Source organism: Mycobacterium sp. E2479 (genome assembly GCF_001667925.1).
Lineage (GTDB): Bacteria > Actinomycetota > Actinomycetes > Mycobacteriales > Mycobacteriaceae > Mycobacterium.
In genome coordinates, this window is sequence record NZ_LZJR01000044.1 from 32,382 (window position 1) to 49,905 (window position 17,524).

Annotated in this window: 18 protein-coding genes; 9 read left to right on the forward strand and 9 right to left on the reverse strand. The window is 66.9% G+C overall.

Annotated features, from left to right (window positions below; translation table 11 throughout):
* Window positions 1–25: 25 nt before the first annotated feature.
* The gene (locus A5686_RS04495; protein ID WP_067931533.1) at window positions 26–586 is read right to left on the reverse strand and encodes a hemerythrin domain-containing protein; all 561 of its coding nucleotides are present in this window, start codon (window positions 584–586) and stop codon (window positions 26–28) included.
* A gap of 143 nt (window positions 587–729) precedes the next feature.
* Between A5686_RS04495 and A5686_RS04500 the strand changes: the two genes are divergently transcribed.
* The 3 genes from A5686_RS04500 to A5686_RS04510 all read left to right on the forward strand — a co-directional run bounded on the left by A5686_RS04500 (window position 730) and on the right by A5686_RS04510 (window position 3,955).
* Complete coding sequence (locus tag A5686_RS04500) at window positions 730–1,803, forward strand: hypothetical protein (protein WP_067931535.1); 1,074 nt, start codon at window positions 730–732, stop codon at window positions 1,801–1,803.
* Window positions 1,804–1,874: 71 nt separating this feature from the next.
* Window positions 1,875–2,888 carry a sensor domain-containing protein gene (locus A5686_RS04505; protein WP_067931537.1) on the forward strand — a complete coding sequence of 338 codons (1,014 nt, stop codon included), beginning with the start codon at window positions 1,875–1,877 and terminating at the stop codon, window positions 2,886–2,888.
* A 95-nt stretch (window positions 2,889–2,983) separates the two neighbouring features.
* Window positions 2,984–3,955: an aldo/keto reductase gene (locus A5686_RS04510; protein ID WP_067931539.1), complete on the forward strand. Its 972-nt coding sequence runs from the start codon at window positions 2,984–2,986 to the stop codon at window positions 3,953–3,955.
* Here A5686_RS04510 and A5686_RS04515 read toward each other — a convergent pair.
* The 4 genes from A5686_RS04515 to A5686_RS04530 form a co-directional block, all read right to left on the reverse strand.
* Window positions 3,952–4,719, reverse strand: a complete 768-nt coding sequence (locus A5686_RS04515; RefSeq protein ID WP_082947479.1) for an SDR family oxidoreductase — start codon at window positions 4,717–4,719, stop codon at window positions 3,952–3,954. The genes A5686_RS04510 and A5686_RS04515 overlap by 4 nt on opposite strands.
* A gap of 104 nt (window positions 4,720–4,823) precedes the next feature.
* Window positions 4,824–6,974 carry a glycogen debranching protein GlgX gene (gene glgX / locus A5686_RS04520; RefSeq protein ID WP_067931543.1) on the reverse strand — a complete coding sequence of 717 codons (2,151 nt, stop codon included), beginning with the start codon at window positions 6,972–6,974 and terminating at the stop codon, window positions 4,824–4,826.
* A gap of 92 nt (window positions 6,975–7,066) precedes the next feature.
* Complete coding sequence (locus tag A5686_RS04525) at window positions 7,067–8,248, reverse strand: zinc-dependent alcohol dehydrogenase (RefSeq protein WP_067931546.1); 1,182 nt, start codon at window positions 8,246–8,248, stop codon at window positions 7,067–7,069.
* A gap of 135 nt (window positions 8,249–8,383) precedes the next feature.
* Window positions 8,384–9,091: a GAF and ANTAR domain-containing protein gene (locus tag A5686_RS04530; protein ID WP_067931625.1), complete on the reverse strand. Its 708-nt coding sequence runs from the start codon at window positions 9,089–9,091 to the stop codon at window positions 8,384–8,386.
* A gap of 275 nt (window positions 9,092–9,366) precedes the next feature.
* On the opposite strand from A5686_RS04530, the gene A5686_RS04535 reads away from it, so the two are divergent.
* Window positions 9,367–10,677 carry an NAD(P)/FAD-dependent oxidoreductase gene (locus A5686_RS04535; RefSeq protein WP_067931548.1) on the forward strand — a complete coding sequence of 437 codons (1,311 nt, stop codon included), beginning with the start codon at window positions 9,367–9,369 and terminating at the stop codon, window positions 10,675–10,677.
* Window positions 10,678–10,694: 17 nt separating this feature from the next.
* Here the strand turns inward: A5686_RS04535 and A5686_RS04540 are convergent, their stop codons facing one another.
* Both A5686_RS04540 and A5686_RS04545 read right to left on the reverse strand, forming a co-directional pair.
* Entirely contained in the window at window positions 10,695–11,231 is a 537-nt protein-coding gene (locus tag A5686_RS04540) for a DUF1360 domain-containing protein (protein ID WP_067931550.1), read from the reverse strand.
* Between the two features lie 64 nt (window positions 11,232–11,295).
* The gene (locus A5686_RS04545) at window positions 11,296–11,652 is read right to left on the reverse strand and encodes a helix-turn-helix transcriptional regulator (RefSeq protein ID WP_067931627.1); all 357 of its coding nucleotides are present in this window, start codon (window positions 11,650–11,652) and stop codon (window positions 11,296–11,298) included.
* Window positions 11,653–11,794: 142 nt separating this feature from the next.
* On the opposite strand from A5686_RS04545, the gene A5686_RS04550 reads away from it, so the two are divergent.
* Window positions 11,795–12,244, forward strand: coding sequence for an Hsp20/alpha crystallin family protein (locus A5686_RS04550; RefSeq protein ID WP_067931629.1), 450 nt, complete (start codon window positions 11,795–11,797; stop codon window positions 12,242–12,244).
* A 109-nt stretch (window positions 12,245–12,353) separates the two neighbouring features.
* The gene (locus A5686_RS04555; RefSeq protein ID WP_067931552.1) at window positions 12,354–13,037 is read left to right on the forward strand and encodes a PAS and ANTAR domain-containing protein; all 684 of its coding nucleotides are present in this window, start codon (window positions 12,354–12,356) and stop codon (window positions 13,035–13,037) included.
* A gap of 220 nt (window positions 13,038–13,257) precedes the next feature.
* Here A5686_RS04555 and A5686_RS04560 read toward each other — a convergent pair whose 3' ends face one another.
* Entirely contained in the window at window positions 13,258–13,926 is a 669-nt protein-coding gene (locus A5686_RS04560; RefSeq protein WP_067931554.1) for a response regulator transcription factor, read from the reverse strand.
* Window positions 13,927–14,142: 216 nt separating this feature from the next.
* Here A5686_RS04560 and A5686_RS04565 point away from each other — a divergent pair, with 216 nt between their 5' ends.
* The gene (locus A5686_RS04565; RefSeq protein ID WP_067931556.1) at window positions 14,143–14,559 is read left to right on the forward strand and encodes a pyridoxamine 5'-phosphate oxidase family protein; all 417 of its coding nucleotides are present in this window, start codon (window positions 14,143–14,145) and stop codon (window positions 14,557–14,559) included.
* A gap of 9 nt (window positions 14,560–14,568) precedes the next feature.
* On the opposite strand, the gene A5686_RS04570 is transcribed toward A5686_RS04565, so the two are convergent.
* Entirely contained in the window at window positions 14,569–15,543 is a 975-nt protein-coding gene (locus tag A5686_RS04570) for an NAD(P)H nitroreductase (RefSeq protein WP_067931558.1), read from the reverse strand.
* 155 nt (window positions 15,544–15,698) lie between these two features.
* On the opposite strand from A5686_RS04570, the gene macS reads away from it, so the two are divergent.
* Window positions 15,699–16,859, forward strand: coding sequence for a MacS family sensor histidine kinase (gene macS / locus A5686_RS04575; protein WP_067931560.1), 1,161 nt, complete (start codon window positions 15,699–15,701; stop codon window positions 16,857–16,859).
* Window positions 16,849–17,514 carry a response regulator transcription factor gene (locus A5686_RS04580; RefSeq protein ID WP_067931562.1) on the forward strand — a complete coding sequence of 222 codons (666 nt, stop codon included), beginning with the start codon at window positions 16,849–16,851 and terminating at the stop codon, window positions 17,512–17,514. Before macS ends, A5686_RS04580 begins: the two co-directional genes overlap by 11 nt.
* The last annotated feature ends 10 nt before the right edge of the window (window positions 17,515–17,524 follow it).

Genomic DNA, 17,524 nt, shown 5'->3' on the forward strand with positions numbered 1-17,524 from the left:
GGGTACCACGCCAGGGGTGGCTTCGTCAGCCCTTGCCTATGATGGCGTCGCGGGCCCGGTCGAGCATCGCGGCGAATGGCCCGGCGGCCAGGTTGGCCACCTGGGATTCCACCCCGGCGTGTGGGCGGGTGGGCGCGGCGGCCTCGGCGAGCTTGGCGGCGCGGCCCATGCGTTCGAGTTCCTCGCTGCTCAATTCCTCGCCCAGCTTGGCGAATTCGTCAATCTCCTCGTGCTCGGCGTGTTCGACGACGGCGTCGCGCAGCTTCGTCAGTTCGCGAGTGAACTCCTCGCTGGCGACGTCGAGCTTTTCCAGTTTCTGCAGAACGGTTTTGGCCTCGTGCTCTTCGTGCAGCCGCTTGTCCACCACGGCGGCGCCGTTGGGAATCTTCCGCTTGGCGCGAGGGTGAACGATCTCTTCCTCCGCCGTTTCGTGCACGGCGAGCAGCCGCCGAAGCTCGACGAACGCGTCTTCGCGGGCCTTTCCGGAGGCCGCGAGGGTCTCGACGAACATCGCCTTGATCTGCTCGTGCTGACTGACGAGGAAGTCGACCACGTCGGTGGGCGACTTGATGGCGATCGGTGCCACAGTGTCCCTCCCATCTTTGGTTCGACGCGCAGGGCTGTGCGCGCTCCCGTGACGGCTACCCGACGAATCCGGGAGGCAAACGGGGTGTGGCCGTGGCCGCGCGGGGTATGTCCTGGACAAACGACGAAAGGAGCTCGCGGTCGATGGGCGTCGGATTGGGTTTGCGCACTGGCCAGCGCATCTGGGCGCTGCTGCGCTGCGGAGTCGTCGGCGCGGTCGCGGCGGCCGCGCTGAGCACGGGCTGTTCACATCCCGGAGCGTCGTTGGAAGCCGCGCCCGACGTGCAACTCTGGCGGGCCGGTGCCGCGTTGCAGGAACCGGTGTGGTCGTACCACATGCGTGCGCTGGTCGCGCTCACCGACGATCACCGGTTGGCCGAGGCCAGCGCCGCAGATCATGACGGCCAGGCCAAGACGCGGTTCTCCGCGCCCATGGCGGCCGGCCGCAACCTGCAGATCAGCCGGAAAGACGAACGCGTGGTGTTCGTGCCGCAGCCCGAGCGGGGCAAGGTGGCGGAGGTCGACCTGGAAAGCCTGCGCCAGGTCAACGATTTCGACGCGGGACCGGCGCCGGCCTACCTGACCGAGGATGCGGGGTTGCGGATGCTGCTTGCGCTGTCGGCGGACGGGAAGGCGGTGACGCCGGTGGATCAGTACGGGTACCGAAACCTACCCACCGCCTTCACCGGAACCAGCGCGGACACCATCGACGGCGCAAATAGGGGCCGCCAGCTCGACTACCACCTATTCGGTCCGTCGGGCATCCGTCACTTTCAGGGGACGTCCTCGCCCGCGGCGCAACGCGGCTCATTGGACGTCGACGTCGCGGTCTCGGCGGGTGACGGCACCGCGGTGACGCGCAGCTACGTCGCCGGCCACGACGACCACACGCTGCGCGCCGTCGACTCGCGCCGCGGCGGAAAGGGATTGGAGGTGTTGGCCAGCACGCGATTGCCGTCGCCGATCCGCGAACTCGGCACCGACGACACCAGGATCTATGCCGCCACCGACCACGAACTGGTGACACTCGAAACGGCAAGCTTCACCGGTTTCCCGGACGGCCGCATCCCCGTGCTGCGCAGCATTGATTACCGGTCGGGGCTGCCTCCGGACGCCCGCGCGGCCCGGCTCTCGGGCATGGCCGTCGGGCCGCACCGGGTCTACCTGACCTTCGCGCAGGCGCCCTACGTGGTAAGCATCGCCAAACCGCGCCTGTGACGACCGTGGTTTTCCCAAGCCCTGTCGTCAGCTACATTTCGGGCAGGTTCTCCCGCTTAGGAGGAACTGGGGTGACTAACCCGCAGGAGCCGTATTGGCAAAACCCGCTGAGCTATGACCCGCTCGGTCGCGTCCCGGCGCCCGACGAGGAGCTGCCCGACGAGCTACCCGCCGCCGCCCCCTCGCCATTTGCGCCACCGCCCGCGCCCTACCGCCCGCCGGTCAACGCCATGGCGACGCTGTCGCTGGTTTTCGCGTTCCTCTTCGCGCCCGCGGGAGCGATTCTGGGACATCTCGGCCTGGCGCAGATCCGCCGCACGGGCGAACTCGGCCGCGACCGTGCCCTGGTAGGCGTGACGCTGTCGTACATCTTCATCCTGTTGGCGGTCGTCGCGCTGGCCGGATGGGCCACGTTAACCAGTTCGACCTCCCCGCAGCGGACGTCGGCCGACTCCAGCGCGGCGGCCGGGCCGCCGCCGCCCACGGTCCCGCCGGAGACCATCGCCACGCTGTTGCCCGGGCTCGACGCCCTGCGGAACATCACCGGCGATGCGAACCTCGACCTCGGGCCGACCCGGAACAGCCCCGGCCGCTCCGCGGACGACGGCAGCATCGACCGCCCGGAGTGCTGGGGAAGCATCGCCGCCGGCAGCCCGGACGCCTACACCCCGGGGCCACTGGCCGGATATCACGCCGGACAGTTCACCGACACGCGCAGCATGCTGAAGTCGATGCAGGTCATCGAGGGCGTGGCGGCATTCCGCGATCAGGCTGCGGCCCAGGCGCAGTTGGCCGCCTTGCTGTCGGGATGGCATCGGTGCGGCGGCTCCACGGTCACCGTGACCGCTCCCGGTGGGCAGCCGATCGCGATGTCGCTCAGTGAGCCCGCCGACGCGGGCAACGGCATCACCACCTTGGATCTGACGCCCAAAACCATCCAGGTCCGCACGGCACGCGCGATCGCGGCCAAGGCGAACGTCGTCATCGACCTGAGCGTGTCCGCCAACGGCACCACGGACAGTGCGCCACCCCGCGCCGCGGCGGTCAGCATCGCCAACTACATCCTCGGCAAGATCCCCGGCTGACGACCGACGCGGATCGGAGGTCCACTGGTGGCTCATGCGTGGCGACCCGCGGCGCCCGGCCCTGCCGCGCTTGCGATCGCCACTACGCTGACCACATGAAATTTGTCGACGTCGACGGGATGGGCCGAGTCAGCCGGATCGGCCTGGGCACCTGGCAGTTCGGTTCGCGCGAATGGGGTTACGGGGACAGCTACGCCGCCGGCGCGGCGGGCGACATCGTGCGCCGCGCCCGCGCCCTGGGGGTGACGCTGTTCGACACCGCCGAGGTGTACGGCCTGGGCAAGAGTGAGCGCATCCTGGGCGAGGCCCTCGGCGACGAGCGCGCGGACGTCGTGGTGGCCAGCAAGATCATGCCGGTCGCTCCGTTCCCCGCCGTGGTCAAGCAGCGCGCCCGCGCCAGCGCGCAGCGGCTGGGGTTGGACCGGATCCCGCTCTACCAGATTCATCAGCCCAACCCGGTGGTGCCGGATTCGGTGATCATGCCGGGCATGCGCGATCTGCTCGACAGCGGCAAGATCGGTGCTGCCGGCGTCTCGAACTATCCGCTGCAGCGGTGGCAGAAGGCCGACGCCGCGCTCGGCCGGCCGGTGGTCAGCAACCAGGTGCACTTTTCGCTCGCCTTCCCGAAGGCGCTGAAGAACCTGGTGCCGTTCGCCGAGCGGGAGAACCGCATCGTGATCGCCTACAGCCCGCTGGAACAGGGTTTGTTGGGCGGCAAGTACGGCGTCGATAACCGCCCGGGTGGCGTGCGGGCGGTGAACTCGCTGTTCGGCACCGAAAACCTGCGCCGCGTCGAGCCGCTGCTGCAGCTGCTGCGCGACGTCGCGAAGGACGTCGACGCCAAGCCGGCGCAGGTGGCGCTGGCCTGGCTGATCAGCTATCCGAACGTGGTGGCCATTCCCGGCGCCTCCAGCGTCGAGCAGCTCGAGTTCAACGTCGCCGCCGCCGACATCGAGCTGCCCACCGCATCACGTGACGCGCTCACCGAGGCGGCCCTGGCCTTCCGGCCCACGTCGACCGCGCGCTTCCTGACCGACCTGGCCAAGGAGAAGCTCGCCCGGCGTTAAGACTGGTTGGCCTCGGCGAAGGCGGCGGGGCTGGCCGGCGCCCCGCGGGCCACCACGAGCGGCATCGACGTCGAGGCGTTGGTGCGCAAGATGGTATGGACCACGTCGACGAGGTCCTCGACGGGCATCAGCTTGCCGGGCATGCAGCCGCGTGCCGACCACAGCGGCACCGCTTTCATCGCCAGGTCCATGTCCCAGCCCTGGTTCATGCCGGTTTGGCCGTCACCCTCGCCGCCCGCGCACTCCCCGACGATCAGGTTGGTGAAACCGATGTCGGAGTGCTCGGCTCGCCACGCTTCCACGAGCCGTTCCAGGGCGGCCTTACTGACGCCGTAGGCACCCAGACCCGGCCACGGCGGCCCGAAGGTGCCGGCGTCGGAGGACAGATACACCGCCTTACCGGCCGACGCGGTCAGGTGCGGGACCGCCGCGGCGGTCACCAACGATGCGCCGATCACGTTGGTGTCGAAGATGCGCCGCCACGTGTCGGCTTCGGTGTCCACCAAGCGGACCAGCGGCCCGACGGCGGGCGTGTAGACGATGTTGTCGATGCCGCCGAGGGCGTCGGCGGCATGGTCGATGGCCGAGCGGCAGGATGCCTGGTCGGTGACATCGCATTCGATGGCGATGGCGTTCGGGCCGGCCTCCTTCGCCGCGGCCTCGATGCGCTCCCGGCGGCGGGCCAGCAGCGCGACCTGATCGCCGCGCAGCGCAAGACCGACGCCTATGCAACGCCCCAGCCCGCTGGAGGCGCCGACCACCACTGTCCTTGACATATTCGCCCTCTCCTGTAACGACCTCGCTGCAGCCACAGCGTATCGGCAGGCGAAGCGCTACGTAACGTTCGGGCGGATTTGTGTCAACGAGCTCAGGCGGCGTCGGGCGCCTGCAGCACCACGGCGGTATGCGCGTCGACGGTGAACGTTCCTCCGCCGGGCACTTCGTCGGCCGGGGTTTCCTCTTCGCGTCCGGTGAAGACCACAATCCGCCAGGAAGCACCAAATTCCTTCGGCGGCAAGGTGAATTCGATCGGCTCGTAATGGGCGTTGAAGCACAGCAGGAAGGAGTCGTCGAGCACCCGCTGTCCCCGCGGATCACGGTCGGGGATGCCATGACCGTTGAGGAACACGGCGAGCGATTTGGCGAAGCCGGCGCCCCAATCCTCGTCGGTCATCTCGGTGCCCTCGGGGGTGAACCACGCGATGTCCGGCAGTCCGTCCTGACCGCGCCGGCCCAACGGCTTGCCGGAGAAGAATCGGCGCCTGCGGAACACCGGGTGCTCGGCCCGCAACGCCGAGACGATCCGGGTGAACTCGAGCAGACCGACATCGGCGCTGTCCCAGTCGATCCAGGTGAGCTCGTTGTCCTGGCAGTAGCCGTTGTTGTTGCCGTTCTGGGTGCGACCGAGTTCGTCGCCGTGGCAGATCATCGGCACGCCCTGGGACAACAGCAGCGTGGTCAAGAAGTTGCGCTGCTGGCGCGCGCGCAACTCGTTGATCCGCTCGTCGTCGGTCGGCCCCTCGGCTCCGCAGTTCCAGGACCGGTTGTGGCTCTCGCCGTCGTTGTTGTCTTCGCCGTTGGCTTCGTTGTGCTTTTCGTTGTAGGACACCAGGTCGCGCAGCGTGAAGCCGTCGTGGGCGATGACGAAGTTGATCGATGCCACCGGCCGACGCGCGGTGTGCTCGTAGAGATCCGCCGATCCGGAGAGCCGGTAGGCGAACTCGTCGAGGGTGGCGGGCTCGCCGCGCCAGAAGTCGCGGACGGTGTCGCGGTACTTCCCGTTCCACTCGGTCCACTGTGGCGGGAAGTTGCCCACCTGGTATCCGCCCGGGCCGACGTCCCAGGGCTCGGCGATGAGCTTGACCTGGCTGACGGTCGGATCCTGTTGCACCAGTTCGAAAAACGTTGACAGGCGGTCGACATCGTAGAACTCGCGGGCGAGGGTGGCGGCCAGGTCGAAGCGGAAGCCGTCGACGTGCATCTCGGTCACCCAGTAGCGCAACGAATCCATGATCAGCTGCAGTGCATGGGGGTGCCGGACGTTGAAGCTGTTGCCGGTGCCGGTGTAGTCCATGTAGTACTGCTTGTCGTCGTCGACCAGCCGGTAGTAGGCGGCGTTGTCGATGCCGCGCATCGACAGGGTGGGACCCAGGTGGTTGCCCTCGGCGGTGTGGTTGTAGACCACGTCGAGGATGACCTCGATGCCGGCCTCGTGCAGCGAGCGGACCATGGCCTTGAATTCCTGGACCTGCCCGCCCGCCGTGGTGGCGCTGGAGTACTTGAAGTCGGGTGCGAAGAATCCGATCGTGTTGTACCCCCAGTAGTTCGAGAGCCCCTTGTCGACCAGGGTGGAGTCGTTGGCGAAGTGGTGCACCGGCATCAGCTCGATGGCGGTGATACCGAGGCTTTGGAGGTGCTCGATGATCACCGGGTGCCCCACCGCGGCGTAGGTGCCGCGCAGCGGTTCGGGGATGTCGGGGTGGGTCTGGGTCAGGCCTTTGACGTGCGCCTCGTAGATGACGGTGTCGGCGTATTGGTGGTCCGGCGGCCGATCGTTGCCCCAGTCGAAGTAGGGGTTGATCACCACCGACTTGGGCATGCTGGCCGCCGAGTCGTCGTCATTGCGGCTGTCGGGGTCGCCGAAGTTGTAGCTGAACAGCGACTGGTTCCACTCGAACGAGCCGTCGATGGCTTTCGAGTATGGGTCCACCAGCAGCTTGTTCGGGTTGCATCGCAGCCCCGCCTTCGGGTCGTACGGACCGTACACGCGGTAGCCGTAGCGCTGGCCCGGTTCGATGTTGGGGATGTACGCGTGCCAGATGAAGCCGTCGATCTCCGGCAGGGTGACGCGGCTCTCGGTGCCGTCGGCGTCGAACAGGCACAACTCCACCCGTTCGGCCACCTCGCTGAACACGGCGAAATTGGTGCCCGCGCCGTCATATGTGGCGCCCAGCGGGTAGGCCCTACCCGGCCACACCTCTCCGGTGGGCGTGGGGGCGAGAGCGTCTGCGGTGGTCATGGCGCAATCAATACCCTGCCTACCTGGCCGTCAAACTGTGCACCGCGCCCCGCACTGCCGTGACTCACCGGAAAGCCTTGGGGCATACCCGATCACGGCGTCAGTATGACCTTCACCGCACCGTCGTGCTTCTTCTGAAAGATGTCGTAGGCATGCGGCGCCTCGTCCAGGGGCAGCACGTGGGTAGCGAAGCTGTCCACGCCGAGCGGGTCCTCGTCGGTGAGCAGCGGCATGATGTCGTCGACCCAGCGCTTGACGTTGGCCTGTCCCATCCGCAGGGTCAGCTGCTTGTCGAACAGGGTGAGCATCGGCAGCGGGTCGGCCATACCACCGTAGACGCCGATCAGCGAGATGGTGCCGCCGCGCCGCACGATGTCTATGGCGGAGTACAGGGCGGACAGCCGGTCCACGCCCGCGGTCTGCATGACCCGCTTGCCGAGCGCATCGGGCAGCAACCCCGCGACCTGTTGCGCCAGTTTGGCCGCCGGCGAGCCGTGCGCCTCCATGCCGACCGCGTCGATGACCGAGTCGGTTCCCCGGCCGTCGGTCAGGTCGCGGATCGCGTCACCGAGCGAGGCGTCCAGCCGCCCGAGGTCGATGGTGTGGATTCCGCGTTTCGCCGCGCGGCCCAGCCGCTCGGGCACCAGGTCGACGGCGATGACGCGGTAACCCAGGTGGTCGGCGATGCGCGCGGCCATGTCCCCGATGGGGCCCAGCCCGAGCACGGCGACCGAGCCACCGTCCGGGATATTGGCGTAGTCGACCGCCTGCCACGCGGTGGGTAGCACGTCCGACAGGTAAACGAACCGCGAATCCGGGGGTCCCACAGGGACTTTGATGTGAGTGAACTGTGCCTGCGGAACGCGCAGCAGCTGGGCCTGTCCGCCGGGGATTGAGCCGTACAGCTCCGAATAGCCAAAGAGCGCAGCGCCCATGCCCTGATCGCGCACCTGGGTCGTCTCGCATTGGGTGTAGAGCTTCTGCCCGCACATATGACAACTGCCGCAGGAGATTTGGAACGGAATGACTACCCGGTCGCCCACCCGCAGGTCGCCCGTTTCCGTGCCTACCTCCCGCACGATGCCCATGGGTTCGTGCCCGAGGATGTCCCCGGGATTCATGAATGCCCCGAGGATCTCGTACAGGTGCAGATCGGACCCGCAGATGTTGGTCGACGTGACCTCGATGATCGCGTCGGTGGGCTGCTCGATCTTCGGATCGGGCACCGAATCCACCCGTACATCCCGTTTGCCGTGCCACGTGACTGCCTTCATGTGAGGGGCGATACCCGTCTGGAACCCGTCGAAACGGCGTCGCCGCGACCCGGGCTCAGCGACGTTAGCCTCCCACAGCGGCGACGACCGGTTCCGAAGATCGACTCGCACGGAAACCGGTGTCGGGTACGGCCTTTAGCACTGGCGATGTTTGAGCGGATGCTCGCTGTCGATGAGTGCGGCGGCGACGTCGACCAGCCGGATGTTGGATTGCTGCGAAAGTCGGGTGAGCAGTCCGAATGCTTCGACGGAATCGAGGTTGAAGCGCTCCATGACCACCCCCTTGGCCTGGCCGATGATGTCTCGCGAGGCGAGCGCGCTGCGGAATTGGTCTTGCCGGCGCATCATCGACCAGGCCAATGCGATATGGGTGGCGTACACCGTGCCCAACTCCACCGATTCCTCGTTGAATGCGTGCGGACGGTCGGCATAGAAGTTGAGCGCGGCCATGCTGCCGCCGTTGACGAACAACTCGAACGACAGGATGGAACGGACCGGGGTCTGCGCGAGCGCATGCCGCCGGTAGCGCGGCCAGCGCTGTTCGGCATGCAGGTCGGCGATGTGCATGACGTGGTGCTCCCACGCGGCGGCCAGGCAGGGTCCCTCGCTGCATCTGTCTTGAATCGCGTCGAGGACCATGGGATAGCGGTGGGTGGCGACCACGCTACTGACCGACTTGCTCCTCTCGGCCAAGGTGATCCCGGCATACTGGGAGCCGGTCACGTGGTCCACGCCGCTATTGATCAGCTCGTGCAGGCCTGCCGCGGTGTCGCTGTTCTCCCGCTCCAGGTTTGTCACCAGCTCGACGAGCTGATTGACGATCGTGGCGCTTCCGTCTCGCATGAACGTCACCCCCGAGGCCTTCGGGCCCCAGAGCCCCTTTCTCGCAAGCGTCGAAGTGGCATTGATAAGTGTAGGAGCCATTCAACGAAGCGCAAGGCCAGATAGCGAACGGATGCGGGACGGGGTGCGTTTTTGCCGCGCGGCAAAAGGGTCAGCACCTTCTCGGAGTAGCACGAAATCATAAAGCGTTGACGGCCAAGGGCTTCCGCGACGGCCGGCCAGACGGACGCGCGCGGGCCACGGCCCACTCGAAAATGTCGCCTACACTCGGGTCGGTGACCTCCATTGTGATCGTGGGAAGCGGCTTCACCGGATTCACCTGTGCGCGGCGGCTGGTCCGAATTCTGCATCGCCGCCGTGCCGCCGTGGACATCACGATAATCTCGCCGGTCGACTACATGCTGTACACGCCGCTGCTGCCCGACGTCGCCGGCGGTGTCGTCGACGCCCGCTTTGTCGCTGTGCCACTTGCCAATTCGCTCAAGGGTGTCCGGGCCGTGCGCGGTCGCGTGGACAGCGTGGACTTCGCGCAACGCACGCTGACCTATTGCGATCCCGAAGAGCGCAGCCATTCCATGTCCTGGGATCGCCTGGTGCTGACGCCCGGCTCGGTGACCCGGTTGTTCGACGTCCCCGGGCTCGCCAGACACGCGCGCGGTTTGAAGACCACCGCCGAGGCCCTATACCTGCGAGACCATTTCATCGAACAGCTCGAGCTGGCCAACATCGAAGACGATCCCCGCATCGCCGCGGCCCGGCGCACCGTAGTAGTGGTGGGTGCGTCCTACTCGGGCACCGAGCTGGTGGCGCAGCTGCGGGCGCTGGCCGACGCCGCGGCCAAACAAATGAGCTTCAACCCCGCCGAGGTGCGGTTCTTGCTGCTGGACCTGGCTGACCAGGTGATGCCCGAGGTGGGCAAGAGGCTGGGTGATGCCGCGCTCAAAGTGTTACGCAAGCGCGGCATCGATGTCCGGCTCGGCATCACCCTCAAGGAGGCACACGCCGATCACGTTGTGCTCAGCGATGATTCGCGCGTCGAAACGCGCACGATCGCCTGGGTGACAGGGGTGACCGGCGCGCCGTTGATCCAGAACTTAGGACTACCGACCGAGAAAGGCAGGCTCGCGGTGCAGGCCGACCTGCAGGTACCCGATCACCCCGATGTGTTCGCGGCCGGTGACGCGGCCGCGGTGCCCGATCTGACCCAACCGGGAGAGGTCACGCCGCCGACCGCCCAACACGCGACCCGGCAGGGCAAGGCGCTGGCCCGCAACGTCGCCGCCAGCCTCGGTTACGGCAGCAGCAAGGAATACAAGCACCGCAACCTCGGCCTGGTGGTCGACCTCGGCCCGCGCTACGCGGTGGCCAATCCGCTCAACATTCATTTGTCCGGGTTGCCGGCCAAGGCGGTCACCAGGTCTTACCACTTGTACGCGATTCCTCGCGGCGTCAATCGGTGGGCCGTGTGGCTGGCGTACCTGACCGACACGCTGTTCACCCGCTCGGTCGTATCGATCGGGTTGTCCTCCGATGACGACGCACAATTCACTGCAAGCGAAGGCATTCCGATGCCGAAGACGAGCTGACCCCAACCCGACCGAAGTCAGCCTTCGGCCGACTGTTGCGCCATGGCGTAGGCAAGCTGAAGGAAGTCAGCACCGGTGAGTGCGCTGAACACCCCCGCGATCAGCCGGGTGAACCGAGGCGCGAACACCAGGCCGATGGCGAACCCCGTGGCGACCCACATGTCCAGGCAGAAGGGGCAGGTCAGCAGCTCCCCCAGGCTGTGCCGAAGCTGGCTCTGCTCCCGGACCTCTTCCCGGACTTCGGCCGGTCCACCCGTGCCCGCATAGTGCGTAAAGGGGGCTCGCAGCGGGCTCGTCACCGCATCCTTGGCCAGGGTGCGCGACAGTTTGTGGGTGCCCAGAGTGAGCAGGACCAGGTCTTGGATACGCCAGCGCGTCGGCAGTCTGCGCCCGCTGATCAGCGCGGCCAACACCGCACCCGCCACGACGACGCCATAGACGACCAATACCGCCAGGTAGCCGCCCAGCGGCCGGTCGTTGTCGCCGCGGTAGGCGTCCGCTTCCTGCCGTGCGCTGTCGGCGACCTGAGCGCCGGTTTCCGTCAACTCACCCATCGCTTCTCCTCAAAGGCATAGCGGGATGAATACCCGGCGACGGCCGGTGCAATCCGCGATGGCCCTACGGTGTGCCCGGTTCGGCAGTTTTCGCGGCCTGTCGCAAGGTGCTGTTGGTGGACCGCAAATCGGTATTGGCCGCCGACAGGGTGGCGTTGTGGTCCTCCAGGTCGAGGATGCGTCCGACGCCGGCCAGGTTGACGCCGGATTCGACCAGCTGGCTGATGCGCCTGAGGCGCACCAGGTCGTCCGCGCTGTAGCGGCGAGTTCCGCCGCGGCTGCGGGCCGGTGTGATCAATCCGTAGCGCTCGTAGAGGCGCAGCGACTGGACCGCGATCCCGGACAATTCGGCGGCCACCGAGATGCCGTACACACCATGGTCGGACGAAGGGGCGTCCGCGTCGCCGCGGTGGTCAGCCATCATCCATCTCCTCCAGCTACCGACTCAGAAAATCTATTTAGCACACTTGCATCATTCTGTCGAGAATGCTATATCAAATCTATGTCATTAGACATAGGAAATTGCCGACCCACAGCCTAGATCGGAGTGAGAGGTGACCACCATGCTGATGCGTTCAGACCCGTTCCGTGAGCTCGACCGTTTCGCCCACCAGGTCCTCGGTACCGCAGCCCGGCCGGCGGTGATGCCGATGGACGCTTGGCGCGAAGGCGAGAAGTTCGTCGTTGAGTTCGATCTGCCTGGCATCGATGCCGATTCGCTGGACATCGACATCGAGCGCAACGTTGTGACCGTGCGCGCCGAACGACCGGCCGTCGATCCCAACCGCGAGATGCTGGCCACCGAGCGGCCGCGCGGGGTGTTCAGCCGCCAGTTGGTGCTCGGCGAAAATCTCGATACCGACAAGATCGAGGCCTCGTACGCCGAAGGCGTTCTGCGCCTGCATGTCCCGGTGGCCGAGAAGGCGAAGCCGCGCAAGATCGCCGTCGGCCGCGGCGACACACCCCGGGCCGTCCGAGAGAGCGCCCCGGAGCGCGAGGTCATCAACGCCTGACCGACCGGCGGACCGGGCGGCGGTCAACTCCCCCGACCGCCGCCCGCCGCCGGCCCCAGGCCGCCGCTGGGGCGACTCGCCCGGTGCCGCCAGGGAGACCGGATACACCATGAAATGGGAACTCGATGGCCAAACGGCCAACGTTGAACGGGCGCTGGCCGGCGGCGCGGCACAACCCGCGGGCTGGTTTCGGTTTTACTTCGCCGACCAACGCTGGGAGTGGTCGGAACAAGTGCAGCGCATGCACGGGTATGAGCCCGGCAGTGTCACTCCGACCACCGAATTGGTGCTGTCGCACAAGCATCCCGACGACCGCGGACACGTCTCGGCCACCATCGATCAAATGATCCAAACGCACCAGGCGTTCAGCACCAAGCATCGGATCGTCGATACCCGGGGGGACGTGCATCATGTCGTCGTCGTCGGCGACCAGATCCTCGACGACGACGGTGACGTGATCGGAACCCACGGGTTCTACATCGACGTCTCCGAACCGCGCGAACGAATGCGCGAGGACGAGATGAGCGCGAAAATCGCTGAAATCAGCGAGAATCGGGCCGGCATCGAACAAGCCAAGGGCATGCTGATGCTGATCTACGGCATCAGCGAAAGCGCGGCCTTCGATTTGCTCAAATGGCTGTCCCAGGAGGCGAATATCAAGCTGCGGCCGCTGGCAGAGCGGATCGCCGAAGACTTCCGCCGTGCCGGTCTGCCGCTGAACGCGCAGTCCGAGTTCGACCACCTGATGCTGACCGCACACGAACGCGTCGAGCCCTCCGCCAATCGCGGGTGAACTGCTGGGCGGTAACAGCCTTGGTTTTCAGACATCGATTTCCCTTGCCGCACTGATGTCCGGTGCAGCGTCGCGATCGAGGCCCGCACCGGTCTCGACGATCACCCGCAGCAATCGCTTTATCTGATCGCGCGCGTCCAGCAACTCGTCTGGGCGTGCAACTTGGTGACCAGCCCCGCGCCGCCCGAGTCCGCGAACGCCGAGCCGTTTTCGTCGCCGCTCACCCCGACCAGTCCGGTGACATCGACGGTGGGCCGGACCGCTGATTCAGTTTCGATGCGAACACCGCGGCCTGGGTGCGGCGCTCCATGCCCAATTTGGCCAACAATCGGGACACATAATTCTTCACCGTCTTCTCCGCAAGGAACATCCGCGCCGCGATCTGCCGGTTGGTCAGCCCTTCGCTGAGCAGCCCGAGCAGGATTCCTTCCTGCTCGGTCAGCCCGGACAGCGGGTCGTCGCGGGTGGTCGCGCCGCGCAGCTTCGCCATCAGCGCGGCGGCCGCCCGATTGTCCAGCAGCGATTTACCCGCGCCCACCTCTTTGATCGCGTGTGCAAGCTCCATGCCCTTGATGTCCTTGACGACGAACCCGCTGGCGCCCGCCAGGATCGCTTCGAGCATCGCCTCGTCGGAGGTGAACGACGTCAGCATGAGGCAGCGCAGGTCGGGGTGATCCGCCAGGAGGTCGCGGCACAGTTCGATGCCGTTGCCGTCGGGCAGGCGAACGTCGAGAACGGCGACGTCGGGCTGCAGCGCCGGTATCCGCGCTTTTGCCTCGGCAACCGTGCCCGCCTCGCCGACGATCTGGAGATCGGGATCGGAAGCGAGCAGATCGGAAAGACCGCGGCGGACGACTTCGTGATCGTCGACCAGGAACACCTTGACCATGACGGGCCCTTTCCTGCCGGTCTGACAATACATTGCGGCAGACCAACCCAATATCCCATATTCTCGACGGGAAGCATCGAGAAGCCACTGGTTCAACGACTTTGGTCCCCGAGAGTGAGGACCTTCGGCCGGCGCTTCAGCCATTGGTTTTTCAATAACGTTGCGGCGGCGGCTAATTGCGGGTACGAATCGGCACACGCGGGAAGGGGCGATCCGATGACCGACGAGGGAGTCGACATCCTGCCGGTGCACGAATGCTGGGAGCTCCTCGGCAGCCTGGCGCTGGGCCGGCTGGTCACCTACGCGCACGGTCAGCCCGACATCTTCCCGGTCAACTACGTCGTGCAGCGCCGGACCGTGCTGTTCCGCACGGGGGAGGGAACCAAACTGGTCAGCTCCGCGATCAACAATCGGGTGCTCTTCGAAGTCGACGACCACAACGTCGCCGAGGCATGGAGCGTGGTCATCCGCGGCAAGGCACGCTCGCTGCGCACCCCCGAGGAGCTCGAGGAGGCCGAGCGCGCGCAGGTGTTGCCGTGGACCAGGCCGGAGAAGGAGCACTATGTGCGCATCGTTCCGGAAAGCATCAGCGGCCGCCGCTTCCAGTTCGGGTCGCCGCCGGGTGATGTTTAGCGTCCGCGATCAGTCGGCCCATTCGACGAAGTCGCCGAGGTCACGTCGCGGCGTCGCCGGCAGCGGGTCGGCGTTGATCGGTGCCCAACCCACCCGAAGCAGCATCTGCGCGTAGTTGGTGTCGCCGAAGATGTCGGAGCGGACCGCTTCCCGGGTCTCGGCCATCTCCAGCGGTTCTGTGACGGGGCAACTGGCCAGTCCCGTCGACGTCGCGGTGAGCAGCACGACGCTGGTGGCTTCACCTGCGCGCAGCTGCGCCAGCCGGTCGTCATGGCGGGTGCCCAGCGCCAGCACCACGGCGTTGTCGTCGGCCGCGGACGAATCCGGCGCCATCGGCAGCGCCGCACCGGCGAACAACCGGCTCGGGATCTTGGCGTCCGGGTCCGATATCGGCGCATTGCGGGCGGGAACGCCCGCGACCGAGAAGTAGCGCCCGCTCCACGTCGTGAGCTCGGCGAGATAGTCCTGGGTCAGGTGCTCGCGGACGGATTCGGCGACGATGTCGTGCAGCGCGTCGATGTCTTCGACCTGGCACAGCGTAACGCCGGCGCGGGCGGCTCGCGCCGCCATGAGCGCGATATCACCCACGGGCACCGGCCAGGAGCTGTAGTGACGCCGATCGGTTCGCCGGCGTGGAATGGCCGCGGCGAGTGCGATGTCGACGTAATTGGCGGGCTGAGGAGAAAGCTCAATCGTAGCCAGGTGACTGGGGTCGTCGGCGTCGGGCAGCCGGCTCACCCTGGATCGCCAACCCACCGCCGCGAACGCCGCAACGCAGTGATGCAGCGCCGTGCCGCAACTCAGGATCAAGTCGCGGCCGTCGGGGTCGGTGTTGGGTAGTTGCCGGCCGCCATCGGCGTAGAGCTGCAGGCTCGTCGCCTCGACACGCCAGCGCCACGGCTGGGTGTTGTGCACCGACGGGGCGCGCGATGCCAAAGTCAGGGCCGTCCGGATCGTTCCGGCGTCCGGAAAGCTGATGCTCATCCCGGCTCCCCCTCTCTTAGCGCCTTCCTGATATTCACCGTCACGCATCCTCGCCCGCGCCGCGAGGGCACGACGGCTCTAACTCAAAGGACTTTCGGCCATGTGCGTCTTGCGGCCGTGTGCGTGGCCGGTCCATAAGGGCGCCGCGCGCCCTTATGCTGACCACGATGGCGACGCACGGCCCCGATCCCACCACGCCGCTGTGGCGCGCGGCGCAAGTGTTCCGGTTGCTGAGTTGCATCTATGCCACCGGCTTTCAAATCGCGATCAACCCGGATCTGGTTCGGCCCGTACTGGGTTGGGTGCTTTTCGCCGGGTTGATCGGCTGGAGCGCGGCGTGCGCGTTCGCCTACCTGAGGGGATTCGGCCGCAGACCGTCATGGGTGCTCGCCGAGCTGGTGGTCGTCGTCTTGCTGATGTGGTCGAACAACCTCGTCGCGAGCCCGCACTGGGCAGCCGAGAACCAGACCTGGCCGACGACGTTGTGGGCCAGCAATCCGACCATCTCGGCCGCCATCCAGTTCGGGCCCGTGGGCGGAATGCTGACGGGACTGGCGGTGCTGGCCGCCAACTTCGCGGTCAAGAACTACCTCGCGCTCAACCTCGGGCACAACGCCACCGTCATCATCGAACTGGCGATCGGCACGGCGATCGGGATGGCCGCGCAGACTGCGCGCCGCGCCCACGACGAGCTGCAGAAAGCGGCCCGGTTGACGGCGGCGGTCCAGGAGCGCGACCGGTTGTCCCGGCAGGTCCACGACGGGGCCATCCAGGTTCTGGCGCTGGTCGCCAAGAAGGGGCATGAGATCGGCGGCGCCACAGCCGAACTCGCCGAGTTGGCGAGCGAGCAGGAACGCGCGTTGCGGCGCTGGCTGGCGTCCACGGACGTCGACCCGGAAACCGAGGGTGCCACGGTCGACCTGCGCACGCTACTGCGGTGCCGCGAAAGCGATCAGGTGTCGATCAGCTTGCCCGGTACCGCGGTGCCGTTGGGGCGCTGGGCGGCAACCGAACTCGACGCCGCGGTGGGCAACGCGCTGGATAACGTGGTCGCCCACGCCGGCCCGGATGCGCGCGCGTTCGTGCTCGTGGAGGACCTCGGCGATTCCGTTCTAGTCAGTGTGCGCGACGACGGCGTGGGAATTGTCGCCGGCCGGCTCGAGGAAGCGACGCGCCAGGGACGCCTGGGCATCTCCCAAGCGATCGTGGGGCGGTTGACGTCGTTGGGCGGCAGCGCCGAGTTGCACAGCGAGCCCGGCGAAGGCACCGAGTGGGAGTTGTGCGTGCCGCGCGGGGAGGGACGCCATGGCGGATGACGAGACGCCGACGACGGTGATGGTGGTCGATGACCATCCGATCTGGCGCGACGCGGTCGCTCGCGACCTGGCCGAGGACGGCTTCACCGTCGTCGCAACGGCCGACGGTGTGGCTGCCGCGCGGCGCCGCGCGGCGGCGGTCAAGCCCGACGTGGTGGTGATGGACATGCAGCTGGCCGACGGCGACGGTGCGCAGGCGACCGCTGCGGTGCTCGCGGTCTCACCCTCGTCGCGGGTGCTGGTGCTATCGGCCTCCGACGAACGCGAGGACGTCCTGGAGGCAGTCAAGGCCGGCGCGACGGGGTACCTGGTCAAGAGCGCATCGAAATCCGAGCTGGCACAGGCGGTTACCGCTACAGCGGCCGGGCGGGCCGTGTTCACCCCGAGCCTGGCGGGACTCGTGCTGGGGGAATACCGGCGCATCGCGCAGAGCAAGGACGACGGCCCCACCCGTCCCAGCCTCACCGACCGTGAGACGGAGGTGTTGCGTTATGTCGCAAAAGGGCTGTCCGCCAAGCAGATCGCCGAGAAGCTTGTGTTGAGCCATCGCACCGTGGAAAACCACGTGCAGGCGACGTTTCGCAAACTTCAAGTCGCCAATCGGGTGGAACTGACGCGATACGTCATCGAGCACGGCCTGGACGAAGAGCCGTGACCCGCGTGGC